This window comes from Pseudoduganella sp. OTU4001, assembly GCF_038440195.1.
Taxonomy (GTDB): domain Bacteria; phylum Pseudomonadota; class Gammaproteobacteria; order Burkholderiales; family Burkholderiaceae_D; genus Rugamonas.
Map to the genome: position 1 here is coordinate 21,679 of NZ_JASATG010000005.1, position 13,096 is coordinate 34,774.

At 64.3% G+C, this 13,096-nt stretch carries 12 protein-coding genes and 1 tRNA gene; 10 read left to right on the forward strand and 3 right to left on the reverse strand.

All coding sequences use genetic code 11. From position 1 onward, the window contains the following. Nucleotides 1-10 precede the first annotated feature (10 nt). From AAHE99_RS06220 to AAHE99_RS06260, 9 genes are read left to right on the forward strand one after another with little or no spacing between them, the layout of a single operon-like run. Nucleotides 11-1,618, forward strand: a complete 1,608-nt coding sequence (locus tag AAHE99_RS06220) for a carboxyl transferase domain-containing protein (RefSeq protein ID WP_342115516.1) — start codon at nucleotides 11-13, stop codon at nucleotides 1,616-1,618. Between the two features lie 10 nt (nucleotides 1,619-1,628). Next, nucleotides 1,629-2,414 (forward strand): enoyl-CoA hydratase/isomerase family protein, encoded by a 786-nt coding sequence (locus AAHE99_RS06225; RefSeq protein ID WP_342115518.1) that lies wholly within the window; start codon nucleotides 1,629-1,631, stop codon nucleotides 2,412-2,414. An 11-nt stretch (nucleotides 2,415-2,425) separates the two neighbouring features. Next, nucleotides 2,426-3,751: an adenosylmethionine--8-amino-7-oxononanoate transaminase gene (gene bioA / locus AAHE99_RS06230; RefSeq protein WP_342115520.1), complete on the forward strand. Its 1,326-nt coding sequence runs from the start codon at nucleotides 2,426-2,428 to the stop codon at nucleotides 3,749-3,751. Beyond that, nucleotides 3,751-4,935, forward strand: coding sequence for an 8-amino-7-oxononanoate synthase (gene bioF, locus AAHE99_RS06235; RefSeq protein WP_342115522.1), 1,185 nt, complete (start codon nucleotides 3,751-3,753; stop codon nucleotides 4,933-4,935). The genes bioA and bioF overlap by 1 nt, the downstream gene beginning before the upstream one ends. A gap of 1 nt (nucleotide 4,936) precedes the next feature. Next, nucleotides 4,937-5,704: a dethiobiotin synthase gene (gene bioD / locus AAHE99_RS06240; RefSeq protein WP_342115524.1), complete on the forward strand. Its 768-nt coding sequence runs from the start codon at nucleotides 4,937-4,939 to the stop codon at nucleotides 5,702-5,704. Nucleotides 5,705-5,717: 13 nt separating this feature from the next. Beyond that, nucleotides 5,718-6,758: a biotin synthase BioB gene (bioB, locus tag AAHE99_RS06245; RefSeq protein WP_342115526.1), complete on the forward strand. Its 1,041-nt coding sequence runs from the start codon at nucleotides 5,718-5,720 to the stop codon at nucleotides 6,756-6,758. 28 nt (nucleotides 6,759-6,786) lie between these two features. After that, nucleotides 6,787-8,817, forward strand: a complete 2,031-nt coding sequence (locus tag AAHE99_RS06250) for an acetyl/propionyl/methylcrotonyl-CoA carboxylase subunit alpha (protein ID WP_342115528.1) — start codon at nucleotides 6,787-6,789, stop codon at nucleotides 8,815-8,817. A 9-nt stretch (nucleotides 8,818-8,826) separates the two neighbouring features. After that, nucleotides 8,827-9,759 (forward strand): 2-hydroxyacid dehydrogenase, encoded by a 933-nt coding sequence (locus AAHE99_RS06255; RefSeq protein WP_342115530.1) that lies wholly within the window; start codon nucleotides 8,827-8,829, stop codon nucleotides 9,757-9,759. Between the two features lie 12 nt (nucleotides 9,760-9,771). Continuing rightward, nucleotides 9,772-10,680 carry a hydroxymethylglutaryl-CoA lyase gene (locus tag AAHE99_RS06260; protein WP_342115532.1) on the forward strand — a complete coding sequence of 303 codons (909 nt, stop codon included), beginning with the start codon at nucleotides 9,772-9,774 and terminating at the stop codon, nucleotides 10,678-10,680. Here AAHE99_RS06260 and AAHE99_RS06265 read toward each other — a convergent pair whose 3' ends face one another. Both AAHE99_RS06265 and AAHE99_RS06270 read right to left on the reverse strand, forming a co-directional pair. Next, nucleotides 10,681-11,379 (reverse strand): CPCC family cysteine-rich protein, encoded by a 699-nt coding sequence (locus AAHE99_RS06265; protein WP_342115534.1) that lies wholly within the window; start codon nucleotides 11,377-11,379, stop codon nucleotides 10,681-10,683. 62 nt (nucleotides 11,380-11,441) lie between these two features. Beyond that, nucleotides 11,442-11,518: transfer RNA gene (locus AAHE99_RS06270), tRNA-Pro, on the reverse strand. Nucleotides 11,519-11,584: 66 nt separating this feature from the next. On the opposite strand from AAHE99_RS06270, the gene AAHE99_RS06275 reads away from it, so the two are divergent. Then, the gene (locus AAHE99_RS06275; RefSeq protein WP_342115535.1) at nucleotides 11,585-12,133 is read left to right on the forward strand and encodes a hypothetical protein; all 549 of its coding nucleotides are present in this window, start codon (nucleotides 11,585-11,587) and stop codon (nucleotides 12,131-12,133) included. Nucleotides 12,134-12,187: 54 nt separating this feature from the next. Here AAHE99_RS06275 and rsmI read toward each other — a convergent pair whose 3' ends face one another. Continuing rightward, nucleotides 12,188-13,090 (reverse strand): 16S rRNA (cytidine(1402)-2'-O)-methyltransferase, encoded by a 903-nt coding sequence (rsmI, locus tag AAHE99_RS06280; RefSeq protein ID WP_342115537.1) that lies wholly within the window; start codon nucleotides 13,088-13,090, stop codon nucleotides 12,188-12,190. Nucleotides 13,091-13,096: the final 6 nt, after the last annotated feature.

Here is a 13,096-nt window from a genome sequence, read left to right on the forward strand (position 1 = left end):
GAGGACGACAATGCCGAGCATCGAAAGCAAACTCAATCCGCGCAGCGAGGACTTCAAAGCCAACGCCGCCGCCATGCAAGCCCTGGTCGACGACCTGCGCGCCAAAGTCGCGAAGGCGGCGCAGGGCGGCGGCGAGGCGGCCTGCGCCAAGCATGTGGCGCGCGGCAAGCTGCTGCCACGCGACCGCGTTCAGATGCTGCTCGATCCCGGCACCCCCTTCCTCGAATTCTCGCAGCTGGCTGCGCATGATATGTACGACAACGCCGCTCCCGCAGCGGGCGTGATCACCGGCATTGGCCGCGTGTCCGGCCAGGAGTGCGTGATCGTGTGTAACGACGCCACCGTGAAGGGCGGCACTTACTATCCGATGACCGTGAAGAAGCACCTGCGCGCGCAGGAGATCGCGGAGCAGAACAACCTGCCATGTATTTACCTGGTGGACTCGGGCGGCGCCAACCTGCCGAACCAGGACGACGTGTTCCCGGACCGCGACCACTTCGGCCGCATCTTCTTCAACCAGGCCAATATGTCGGCCAAGGGCATCCCGCAGATCGCGGTGGTGATGGGTTCCTGCACCGCCGGCGGCGCTTACGTGCCGGCCATGTCGGACGAGTCGATCATCGTGAAAGAGCAGGGCACCATCTTCCTGGGCGGCCCTCCGCTGGTTAAGGCGGCAACCGGTGAAGTGGTGTCGGCTGAAGACCTGGGCGGCGGCGATGTGCACACCCGCCTGTCCGGCGTGGCCGACCACCTGGCGCAGGACGATATGCATGCGCTGTCGATGGCCCGCACCATCGTGTCGAACCTGAACCGCCAGAAGCCGCAGCAAGGCGTGCTGCGCGAGGCAGTCGAACCGAAGTACGCGCCGGAAGAACTGTACGGCGTAATCCCGGTCGATACCCGCAAGCCTTTCGATATCCGCGAAGTGATCGCGCGCATTGTCGACGGCTCGGAATTCGACGAATTCAAGGCACGCTACGGCACTACGCTGGTGTGCGGCTTCGCCCACATCTTCGGCATGAAGGTCGGCATCATCGCCAACAACGGCATCCTTTTCTCCGAGTCCGCGCTGAAGGGCACGCACTTCATCGAACTGTGCTGCCAGCGCAAGATCCCGCTGGTCTTCCTGCAGAACATCACCGGCTTCATGGTCGGCCGCAAGTACGAAAACGAAGGCATCGCCCGTAACGGCGCCAAGATGGTGACCGCTGTCGCTACCGCCTCCGTGCCGAAATTCACCGTGATCATCGGCGGCTCCTTCGGCGCCGGCAACTACGGCATGTGCGGCCGTGCCTACTCGCCACGCATGATGTGGATGTGGCCAAACGCACGTATCTCCGTGATGGGCGGCGAACAGGCCGCCGGCGTGCTGGCTACCGTGAAGCGCGACGGCATCGAGGCCAAAGGCGGCACCTGGAGCGCCGAAGAAGAAGCGGCCTTCAAGCAGCCGATCAAGGACCAGTACGAGGTGCAGGGCCACCCTTACTACGCCTCCGCGCGCCTGTGGGACGACGGCGTGATCGATCCGGCCGACACCCGCATGGTGCTGGGCCTGGGCTTGTCCGCAGCGCTGAACCAGGAAATCCCGGACACCAAGTTCGGCGTGTTCCGCATGTAAGGAGGCGAAGATGACTTACGAAACCCTGACCGTTGAAATCAACGACAAAGTCGCCACCGTCACCCTGAACCGTCCGGATGTGCGCAATGCCTTCAACGAGCATTCGATCAACGACCTGACGCGCGCCTTCTCGGAGCTGGGCCGCAATGAGCTGGTCCGCGCCATCGTATTGGCAGGTAACGGCCCGGCCTTCTGCGCCGGCGGTGACCTGAACTGGATGAAAAAGATGGCCCATTACACCCACGAGGAGAATGAGGCCGACGCCATGCAGCTGGCGCAAATGCTGCGCACCATCTACGCCTGCCCGAAACCGGTGGTCGCGCGTGTGCACGGCGACTGCTATGCCGGCGGCATGGGTCTCGTCTCCGCCTGCGACATCGTGATCGCGGTGCCGGAAGCGAATTTCTGCCTGAGCGAAGTGAAACTGGGCTTGATCCCCGCGACCATTTCGCCGTATGTCATCAAGGCGATGGGTGAGCAGGCTTCGCGCCGCTACTTCCTCACCGCCGAACGATTCAGCGCAGTCGAAGGCCACCGTATCGGCCTGGTCCACGAACTGGTGGCCGCCGACGCGCTGGATGCCAAAGTCGCCGAGGTGCTGAAAGCCCTCGTCACCAACAGCCCGAATGCGGTCAAGGAAGCGAAAGCGCTGGTGCGCGATATCGCCGGCAAGCCGGTGAACGATGCGCTGCTGAAGGATACGGCGGAACGCATCGCCCATATCCGCGCCTCCGAGCAGGGCCGCGAAGGCGTCAGCTCCTTCCTGGAGAAGCGCAAGCCGGGCTGGCTGAACTAACGGAGCAGTTTTTGGAAGTGAACCAACAAAGCGATTGGGTCGCACGCAGCCTGAAGTCGGTCTGGCACCCGTGCACCCAGATGCAGCACCATGAAACGGTACCGCTGATTCCCGTCAGCCATGGCCGCGGCGTGTGGCTGTATGACCACCAAGGCAACCGCTACCTGGATGCGATCAGCTCCTGGTGGGTGAACCTGTTCGGCCATGCGAACCCGCGCATCAACGCGGCGCTGCGCGAGCAGCTGGACATGCTGGAGCATGCGATGCTGGCCGGCTTCACCCACGAGCCGGTGATCCAGCTCAGCGAACGCCTGGCGGCGCTGACCCAGCACCAGCTGGGGCATGCCTTCTACGCGTCGGATGGCGCGTCGGCAGTCGAAATCGCATTGAAAATGAGCTTCCATTCCTGGCGCAATATGGGCCAGGGCGACAAGCAGGAATTCGTCTGCCTGAAAGGCAGCTACCACGGCGAGACCATCGGCGCGCTGGCCGTGACCGATGTGGCGCTGTTCAAGGACGCCTACGGCCCGCTGCTGCGCGCCACGCAGACGGTGATGTCGCCGGATGCGCGCCAGGCTGCGGAAGGCGAATCGGCCGCTGACGTGGCACGCCGCGCCGCCGCTGACGTTGAGCGCATGTTCACCGAACGCGCCGGCAAGATCGCCGCCATCATCATCGAGCCGCTGGTGCAGTGCGCCACCGGCATGGCGATGCACGATCCGCTCTACCTGAAACTGGTGCGCGAGCTGTGCGACAAGCACGGCGTGCACCTGATCCTGGACGAAATCGCCGTCGGCTGCGGCCGCACCGGCACCTTCTTCGCGTGCGAGCAGGCTGGCATCTGGCCGGACTTCCTGTGCCTGTCAAAGGGCATCAGCGGCGGCTACCTGCCGCTGTCGATCGTGCTGTCGCGCGACGAGATCTACCAGGCCTTCTACGACGCCGACGTGACGCGCGGCTTCCTGCATTCTCATTCATACACCGGCAATCCGCTGGCCTGCCGCGCCGCGCTGGCCACGCTGGACATCTTCAACGAAGACCATGTGCTGGAAGCGAACAAGGCACGCTCGCGCAAGCTGACCGAGGCCCTGGCGCCGCTGGCACAGCACGAACGTGTGACCAACTTCCGCAACCGCGGCATGATCTGGGCGTTCGACGCGATCAACGCCGCGCCGGGATTTTCGCGCCGCTTCTTCACCGAGGGCACCAGGCAGGAGCTGCTGCTGCGCCCGATCGGCAATACCGTGTACCTGATGCCGCCCTACATCCTCTCCGACGAGGAGATCGAGGGCCTGGCCGCGCGCACGCTGTCGGTATTTGAAAAGACGGTGGACTGATGGAACTGCTGGCAAAACTCGAACAGCAGCTGCAAGGCCTGCACGATAAAAACCTGATCCGCAAACGGCGCTCGGTGGAAACCGCCTGCGCGCCGCGCGTCATGGTCGATGGCCGCGAGCTGCTGGCGTTCTGCAGCAACGATTACCTGGGCCTGGCCGCGCACCCGCGTCTGGCCGAAGCCATGCAGCAGGGCGTGGAAATGTACGGCACCGGCAGCGGCGCCTCGCACCTGATCAGCGGCCATAGCCGCGCGCATACGCTGCTGGAGCAGCGCCTGGCCGAATTCCTGTCGCCGCACCTGGTGGAAGCGCAGGCGCTTTACTTCTGCACCGGCTATATGGCCAACCTGGCCGTGTTGACCGGCCTGGCCAGCGCCGACAAGGACACGGAGATTTTCAGCGAAGCGCTGAACCACGCCTCGCTGATCGACGGCGGCCGCCTGGCGCGCACCAAGCTGTCGGTCTACCCGCACGCCGACGCCGCCGCGCTGGGCGAACTGCTGGCCGCCAGCACGGCTAGCACCAAGATCGTGGTCACCGATTCCGTGTTCAGCATGGACGGCGATCTGGCCGACCTGCCGGCGTTGCTGGCCCTGTGCGAACTGCATAAGGCCTGGCTGGTGGTGGACGACGCTCACGGCTTCGGCACGCTGGGCGAGAACGGCCGCGGCGCGCTGGAACACTTCAGCATGCGCTCGCCGAACCTGGTCTATGTCGGCACGCTCGGCAAAGCAGCCGGCGTGGGCGGCGCCTTCGTGGCCGCGCACCGCACCGTGGTGGAAACACTGATCCAGCGCGCCCGCCCGTATATCTTTACCACCGCCGCGCCGCCAGCCCTGGCGCACGCCCTGCAAGCCAGCCTGGATATCATCTCCGGCAATGAAGGCCGCGAGCGCCGCGCCCAGCTGCAAGCGCTGGTGGCACAATTGCACGACAGCCTGCGCCTTAAGCGCTGGCAATTGCTGCCGTCGCAGACGGCAATCCAGCCAATCATCATTGGCGAGAACGACGAAACCATGCGGCTGTCCGCCGCGCTGTACGAGCAGGGCATCTGGGTCGGCGGCATCCGCCCGCCAACCGTGCCGGCCGGCAGCGCGCGCCTGCGCATCACCCTGTCGGCCGCCCACACGGCCGACGATGTGCGCCGCCTGGCTGATGCAATCAATGAACTGGAAAGGACCTGATATGGCACTCGAAGACCCTGTCATCGCTCCTGAACCCCAAGCCGCTGCAGCCGCCGATGGCGTGCCGCTGCGCTTTTCCTGCTTTGTCGCGGGAACCGATACCGAAATCGGCAAGACCCTCACGTCTTCCGCCATGCTGTACGCACTGGTGCGCAACGGAGCGCGCGCCTGCGGTATGAAACCCATCGCCGCGGGTGCGGTGATGCGCGACGGCGCGTTGCACAACGACGACGCCGACCAGCTGATCGACGCAAGCAATGTGCACTTGCCGCAGTCGCTGACCACGCCCTTCATGTTGAAGGAACCGGCCGCACCGCATATCGCCGCCGCGCTGGAAGGCGTCGCGATCGACCCGGTGCCGATCCTGGCCGCCTACCTGGAAATCGCCGCCCTGACCGACGCCACCGTGGTGGAAGGTGTGGGCGGCTTCCGCGTGCCGCTGACCGACAACTACGACACTGCTGACCTGGCGCAGCAGCTTGGCCTGCCGGTGGTGCTGGTGGTTGGCCTGCGCCTTGGCTGCATCAACCACGCGCTGCTGACCGTGGAAGCGATCCAGGCGCGCGGCCTGAAACTAGTGGGCTGGGTCGCCAACACGCTTGAATTTGAAATGAACTTCGCCGACGAGAATATCGAGGCGCTGGCAGCGCGCATTCCCGCGCCGCTGCTCGGCCGCATCCCGCGCCTGGCCAAGCCAAGCGCCGCCGCTGCCGCCGAATACCTGGACTTCACGTCCCTGCCGAACTGGCCGGGCCGCCGCAACAAGTAAGAGAGGAAGAATAATGTCCCTGCAAGAACCGAAAACCGTCCAACTGCACCGCCCAACCGCAGCGATCAAGCTGCCGGAAGCCGCTACCTGGCCGCTGGAAGACGTAATGGAGCTGTACGAGCTGCCATTCAACGAGTTGATGTTCCGCGCACAGGAAGCCCACCGCGCGCACTGGCCGGACGGCGACGTCGAACTGGCGACCCTGCTCTCGATCAAGACCGGCGGCTGCGAAGAGGATTGCGGCTACTGCCCGCAAGCCGCGCGCTACGACACCGGCGTGGAAGCCAAGAAGATCCTGGACCTGGACACCGTGCTGGACGCGGCCAAGCAGGCCAAAGACAACGGCGCCACCCGCTTCTGCATGGGCGCCGCATGGCGCAGCCCGAAAGAGCGCGACATGGAAAAAGTCGAAACCATGGTGCGTGAAGTGAAGGCCATGGGCCTGGAAACCTGCGCCACCCTGGGCATGCTGGAAGCCGAACAGGCGCAGCGCCTGAAAGACGCGGGCCTGGACTACTACAACCACAACCTGGACACCTCGCCGGACTTCTACGCCGACGTGATCTCCACCCGCCAGTACCAGGACCGCCTGGACACCTTGGGCCACGTGCGTAACGCCGGCCTGAAGGTCTGCTGCGGCGGCATCGTGGGCATGGGCGAATCGCGCGAGCAGCGCGCCGGCCTGATCGCCCAGCTGGCCAACCTGAACCCATACCCTGAATCGGTACCGGTCAACCACCTGGTGCAGGTGGAAGGCACCCCGCTGCACGGCCTGGACAAGCTGGACCCGCTGGAATTCGTGCGCACCATCGCCATCGCCCGCATCACCATGCCGAAAGCGCGCGTGCGCCTGTCGGCTGGCCGCCGCGAACTGGGCGAAGCCGTGCAGGCCATGTGCTTCATGGCCGGCGCCAACTCGATCTTCTACGGCGACAAGCTGCTGACCACCGACAACCCGGAAGCGAACGACGACCGCGCGCTGCTGGCGAAACTGGGCCTGCCGACGCGCGGCGCGGTGCTGGACTCCGTGCAAAAAGAAGCCTGCGGCTGCTAACTCCAAAACAAGAAGAGTAGAGAGAGACATGTTCAAGAAAATCCTGATTGCCAACCGTGGTGAAATCGCCTGCCGCGTTGCCGCTACCGCGCGCCGCATGGGCATCAAGACCGTTGCCGTGTATTCGGATGCGGATGCCAATGCCAAGCACGTCGCCGTGTGCGACGAGGCAGTGAACATCGGCCCGGCCGCCGCCAAGGAGTCCTACCTGGTCGGCGACAAGCTGATCGCGGTGGCGCTGGCGACCGGCGCGGAAGCGATCCACCCAGGCTACGGTTTCCTGTCCGAGAACGCCGAGTTCGCGGATGCCTGTGCCGAAGTGGGCCTGGCCTTCATCGGCCCGCCAGCCTCCGCCATGCGCGCCATGGGCTCCAAATCGGCTGCCAAGCAGCTGATGGAGAAGGCCAATGTGCCGCTGGTGCCGGGCTATCACGGTGACAACCAGGATGCAGGCTTCCTACAAGAACAAGCCGACCGTATCGGCTACCCTGTGCTGCTGAAGGCTTCCGCCGGCGGCGGCGGCAAGGGCATGCGCGTGGTCGAAAGCGCCGAAGCGTTCAAGGACGCGCTGGCGTCCTGCAAACGCGAGGCGATCAGCTCCTTCGGCGACGACAAGGTGCTGGCGGAGAAGTACCTGCTGCGCCCGCGCCATATCGAGATCCAGGTGTTCGCCGACACCCACGGCAACTGCATCTACCTGTTCGAACGCGACTGCTCCGTGCAGCGCCGCCACCAGAAAGTGCTGGAAGAAGCGCCAGCTCCGGGCATGAGCGCGGAACGCCGCGCCGCCATGGGCGAAGCCGCCGTGGCGGCCGCGAAAGCGGTTGGCTACGTTGGCGCCGGCACCGTGGAATTCATCGCCAACCAGGACGGCAGCTTCTACTTCATGGAGATGAACACCCGCCTGCAGGTTGAGCACCCTGTGACCGAAATGATCACCGGCACCGACCTGGTGGAATGGCAGATCCGTGTCGCCGCCGGCGAAACCCTGCCGAAGAAACAGGACGAACTGACCATCAACGGCCACTCGATCGAAGCACGTATCTACGCCGAGAACCCGGAGAAGGGCTTCCTGCCGTCGATCGGCACGCTGCACCACCTGGAAACCCCGGCTGCCGTCAACTTCGAACTGGGCGGCGTGCCTGGCTTCCCTGCCGCAGTGCGCGTCGATTCCGGCGTACGCGAAGGCGACGCGATTTCCCCGTTCTACGATCCGATGATCGCCAAGCTGATCGTCTGGGGCGCGGACCGCAAGCAGGCGCTGGCCCGCATGGCGCAAGCACTGTCGCAGTACCAGATCGTCGGCCTGGCATCCAATATCGCATTCCTGAAACGCCTGGTGGAAGGCGACGCCTTCGCCACCGCCGACCTGGACACCGGCCTGATTGAACGCAACCACGACACCCTGTTCCCGCCGCCACGCTCCATCCCGGTGGCCGCCGTAGCGCTGGCTGCCGTGTCCCTGATCGAAGAAGAGAAAGACAAATCGGCCGCCCAATCCGGCGCCAACAAAGGCGATCCCTGGGGCCAGGCACTGGGCTGGCGCATGAACTTCCGTTACGCACGCAAGCTGGCATTCAGCGATGAACACGGCAAGCAGTACACGCCGATGCTGACCTACCTGCCGCACGGCTGGCACTTCGAGATCAAAGGCCTGGAAGTCGACCTGTCGCTGTTCAAGCAGGACGGCGTGGACCTGAGCATTAAGCTGGGCGAGACTTCGGTGCATGGCACCGTGCGCCGTGACGGTGATGTGTTCCACGTCTTCACTGGCGGCGGCCACTATGTGCTGGACTATAACGACCCGATGGCGCATGCCGGCGAGTCGGAAGCCGAAGGCGGCCGCCTGACCGCACCGATGCCAGGCAAGGTTGTCGCCGTGCTGGCGGCAAAGGGCGCAGAAGTGAAGAAGGGCGATGCCCTGGTCATCATGGAAGCGATGAAGATGGAGCACACCATCTCCGCCCCGCATGACGGCGTGGTCGAAGAGATCCTGTACGCGGTGGGCGACCAGGTGGCAGACGGCGCGCCGCTGCTGGCCTTCAAGACCGCCGCTTAAGGAGAGCGCATGCGCATCCTGCTGTATCGCGCGGATGGCAACACCGCGCCATGGATCAAGGATTTCGCCGAGCTCCTGCCGGAAGCCGAAGTGGTGGTTTGGCGTCCCGGCGCCGAGCTGGCGCCATGCGACTACGCCGTGCTGTGGACGCCGCCGCAAGACATGCTGGCGGACCTGCAGCACGTGAAGGCGATCTTCCTTACCGGCGCGGGAGCCGATGCGATCATGAAGTACTCGCACGCCATCCCACCGCATATCCCGATCGTGCGCCTGAACGACGCAGGGATGGGCATGCAGATGGCGGAGTACGTCACCTACGCCGTGCTGCGCTACTTCCGCCGCATGGACGAATACGAGGCACAGGCGCGTGCCGGCGCCTGGCTGCAGCTGGAAGCGCGCGACAAGAGCGACTTTTCGGTGGGCGTGATGGGCGTTGGCGCGCTCGGCTCGCACGTGATCGAAGCGCTGCGCCCATTCGGCTTCCCGCTGCGCTCGTGGAGTCGCACGCCGAAGTCCCTGGCGGGCGTCGAGTGCTTCCATGGCGCCGAAGGGCTGGACGGCTTCCTCGGCTCTTCGCGCGTGGTGGTGTGCATGCTGCCGCTGACGGAAGAGACCACGAATATTCTCAGCCGCACCAATATGCAAAAGCTGCCGCAAGGCGCTTACATCATCAACGTTGGCCGCGGTGCGCACATTTCCGAGCCGGACCTTGTGCCGATGATTAAAGCCGGCCACATTGCCGGCGCCACGCTGGATGTGTTCCGCAACGAACCGCTGCCTGCGCAGCATCCGTTCTGGCAGGAACCGCGCATCACCATCACACCGCATATTTCCGCGCTGACGCTGCGCCGCGAGAGCATTGAGCAGATCGCCGCCAAGATGCGCCAGCATATGCGCGGCGAGCCCGTCGCCGACACGATCAATCGCGCCACAGGATACTGAGAGGATATTGAAATGAACCTGCCAAAGAAGGTAAAGATTGTTGAAGTCGGCCCACGCGACGGCCTGCAGAACGAGAAGGGTGACGTGCCGGCCGATGTGAAGATTGAGCTGGTGAACCGACTGACTGAAGCCGGCTTCCCGAATATCGAGGCGGCCTCCTTTGTGTCGCCGAAGTGGGTGCCGCAAATGGCGACGTCGAAAGACGTCATGGCAGGCATCACCCGCAAGCCGGGCGTGATCTATTCCGCGCTGACGCCGAATATGCAGGGCTTTGAAGCCGCGCTGGCCGCTGGTGCCAATGAAGTTGTGATCTTCGGCGCCGCATCCGAAGCGTTCTCGCAAAAGAACATCAACTGCTCGATCGCCGAATCGATCGAACGCTTCGTACCGGTCGCCAAGGCCGCCAAGGATGCAGGCCTGCGCCTGCGCGCTTCGGTCAGCACGGCATTTGGCTGCCCATACCAGGGCGAAGTGCCGCTGGATTCCGTTGCATATGTGGTGGGCCGCATGCGCGACCTGGGTTGCGACGAGATCGACATCGCCGACACCATCGGCGTCTCGACCCCGCGCAAGACGCAGGCTGTGATGGAGCGCGCGATCAAGGAATTCCGCGCCAACGGTCTGGCGGGCCACTTCCACGACACTTACGGCCAGGCGCTGGCGAATATCTACGCCTCGATGGAAGTAGGGATCGAGATCTTCCACTCCTCGGTTTCCGGCCTGGGCGGCTGCCCTTATGCCAAAGGCGCGACCGGCAACGTCGCCACGGAAGATGTGATCTACATGATGAATGGCCTGGGCATTGAGACCGGCGTGGACCTCGACAAGGTGGTCGACGCCGGCCAGTTCATTTCCAACTTCCTCAACCGCAAGGCAGCCAGCCGCGCCGGCAATGCGATTGCCGCCAAACGCGCCGGCTGATTAATGTTCGTCTGAGCGGCCGCGCAGCAGGAAGACTGCCAGCAGCGCGGCCGCTGCACGCTGCAGCGATTGCCAGTTGGGCGTCGCGAACAGCACTTCCAGCCGCGGCAGCGGATGCGGCGCACCGTTCGCGATGCCACGCCAAACGCCAGCAAACTGCGCGATGCCATTGCGCTCTTCCGCCGAAAACACCGGTTCCACGAACTGCTGCTTCCAGTCCGGCGTTACCCAGTCTTCCCATTGGTTCAGCACTTCGTCCGGCGCGGACATGGCCGGCGCGGCATCCTGCAGACGGCGTTGCGCCTCGAAAGAGCTGGCCAGTTCCAGATACTCGATGATGCGGTTGCGCACGCGGCGCAGACCGACCGGCTGCTCCGGCACGGAAGCGCGCGCGGTGCGCAGCCAGTAGTAAAGGTCAAACGTTGTGCTGCCCGCAGGCTGCGCCTCGTCCGGGATGTCGGCCTTCTGCTGCCACAGCGGGAACCAGTGCGGGTCCCGCATATGCTGCTCGCTGGAAGGCGCGCCAAACTGCACGAAACGAACTTGCGCATCGGCCAGGCTATACGGATTTGCACCGCTGGCCAGGAAGGGGGAGTAGAGTTGTTGCAGGTCGTCCTGCCATCCGCAATCGGGGCACGTGGCAAGGGAGCCTGGTGGGGCGGCGAAGGTGGCGTATCCGCAGCAAGGGCAGGTGTACATGGCGCTGATCTTAATGCAGAAAAAAAAAGACCTGCACGAATGCAGGTCTTTTTTCTGAAACTTGGTCGGAGTACAAGGATTCGAACCTTGGACCCTCTGCTCCCAAAGCAGATGCGCTACCGGGCTGCGCTACACTCCGAAGAAGCAAGATAATACAAGCTGGGCAGGGGGCCGTCAACCCCCAATTTAAATTTGGAGGGTTTCAATGCCGTATCAGACGCCAAGGTGGCGCATCGCTTTCGGCATTTTTATTTCTTTGCTACTGCACGTGGCGGCGGTGGTGTGGCTGCGCCTGCCCGAACCCAGCGTGGTGGCCGACCCGCGCATCTGGCTGACGCAAGTGGAAGTCCGGATCGTGCCGCCGCCCCCGCCACCGATCGCGCCCGCGCAGGTGGAGCCCGAAACCGCCCCGGCCCCCGCCCGCGTCGCCGCCGAACCGCGCCGGCGGCAGAAAGAGCGCCAGCGCACTGCCATGGTCGCCGTGCGCCCCACGAAAGAGAGCACGTTGATCCTCCCTCCCGCCGGCCAGGGCGCCAGCAAGCCGTTCGACCGCGAAGCCGCCAAAGCCGCCGCCCGCGACATCGCCGCCGAGCTCGACACCGGCCCGGTGAAGTACCGTGAAACCCGCGACGAAAAACTCGCCCGCCAAATCCAGAACGCCGCCCGCCCCAACTGCAAAGACGGCATCCCCGGCGGCCTGCTAGCCCCGCTCTACCTGATGATGGACAAGAAAGACAGCGGTTGCAAATGGTAAATAAATGTCCGACTTGGGGCGGTACGGCGACCCGGCAGGAACGAATGTGGACATTTATTGCTTCAGTTCAAGGGCGCGGTCGTAGAGTGCGTTTTTCTTCTTGCCGGTGATCTGGGACGCGAGGCTGGCGGCTTGTTTTACTGGCAATTCCGCGAGCAGGATTTGCAAGATGCGGTCGGCCTCGGCATCCTGGCCTGCTGCGGCAGGCGGGGCGCCTTCGACCAGCACGACGAACTCGCCTTTCTCATGGTTGGCGTCGGATTTGAGCCAGCTGACCGCCTCGCCCAGCGGGCAGCGGTGGATCTGTTCGAACAACTTGGTCACCTCGCGGGCGAACACGACTTGACGCTCGGCGCCGAAAACATCGGCCAGGGCCTGCGCGCATTCAACAATACGGTGCGGAGCCTCGTAGAACACCAGCGTGGCCGCGGCCGCCATCAGCCCCTGCAGCACGCCTTCGCGCTGCTTGGCTTTGGATGGCAAAAAGCCAACAAAATGGAATTGATCGTTGACCAGCCCACTGGCCGACAGTGCCGCCACGGCCGCCGAAGCGCCCGGCAATGGGATCACCCGCAAGCCGGCCGCGCGCACGGCATCGACAATGCGCGCGCCGGGGTCCGAAACCGCCGGGGTGCCGGCATCCGATACCAGGGCAATGCGCTCCCCGGCCTGAAGACGGGCGATCAAGCCTTCCGCCGCCTCGCGTTCGTTATGCATGTGCGCAGCGATCAAGGGCTTGTGCAGGCCGAATCGGTTCATCAGCTGGGCCGTGTTGCGGGTGTCTTCGCAGGCCACCGCATCGACCAGCGACAGCACATGCAGGGCGCGCAGGCTAATGTCGGTTACATTGCCAATTGGCGTAGCCACCACGTACAAAGATGCCGTAGGATAGGTCTGGTGGACGGTCTCGCCGAGGATGGGCAAGCCGGCGAGCGGGCTGGAATCTTGTGCTGTCATTGGGGG

Bases quoted from the DNA above. Each gene is read 5' to 3' on its own strand.
- AAHE99_RS06220 (WP_342115516.1), top strand. From the start codon at position 11: ATGCCGAGCATCGAAAGCAAACTCAATCCGCGCAGCGAGGACTTCAAA.
- AAHE99_RS06225 (WP_342115518.1), top strand. From the start codon at position 1,629: ATGACTTACGAAACCCTGACCGTTGAAATCAACGACAAAGTCGCCACC.
- bioF (WP_342115522.1), top strand. From the start codon at position 3,751: ATGGAACTGCTGGCAAAACTCGAACAGCAGCTGCAAGGCCTGCACGAT.
- bioD (WP_342115524.1), top strand. From the start codon at position 4,937: ATGGCACTCGAAGACCCTGTCATCGCTCCTGAACCCCAAGCCGCTGCA.
- bioB (WP_342115526.1), top strand. From the start codon at position 5,718: ATGTCCCTGCAAGAACCGAAAACCGTCCAACTGCACCGCCCAACCGCA.
- AAHE99_RS06250 (WP_342115528.1), top strand. From the start codon at position 6,787: ATGTTCAAGAAAATCCTGATTGCCAACCGTGGTGAAATCGCCTGCCGC.
- AAHE99_RS06255 (WP_342115530.1), top strand. From the start codon at position 8,827: ATGCGCATCCTGCTGTATCGCGCGGATGGCAACACCGCGCCATGGATC.
- AAHE99_RS06260 (WP_342115532.1), top strand. From the start codon at position 9,772: ATGAACCTGCCAAAGAAGGTAAAGATTGTTGAAGTCGGCCCACGCGAC.
- AAHE99_RS06265 (WP_342115534.1), bottom strand. From the start codon at position 11,379: ATGTACACCTGCCCTTGCTGCGGATACGCCACCTTCGCCGCCCCACCA.
- AAHE99_RS06275 (WP_342115535.1), top strand. From the start codon at position 11,585: ATGCCGTATCAGACGCCAAGGTGGCGCATCGCTTTCGGCATTTTTATT.
- rsmI (WP_342115537.1), bottom strand. From the start codon at position 13,090: ATGACAGCACAAGATTCCAGCCCGCTCGCCGGCTTGCCCATCCTCGGC.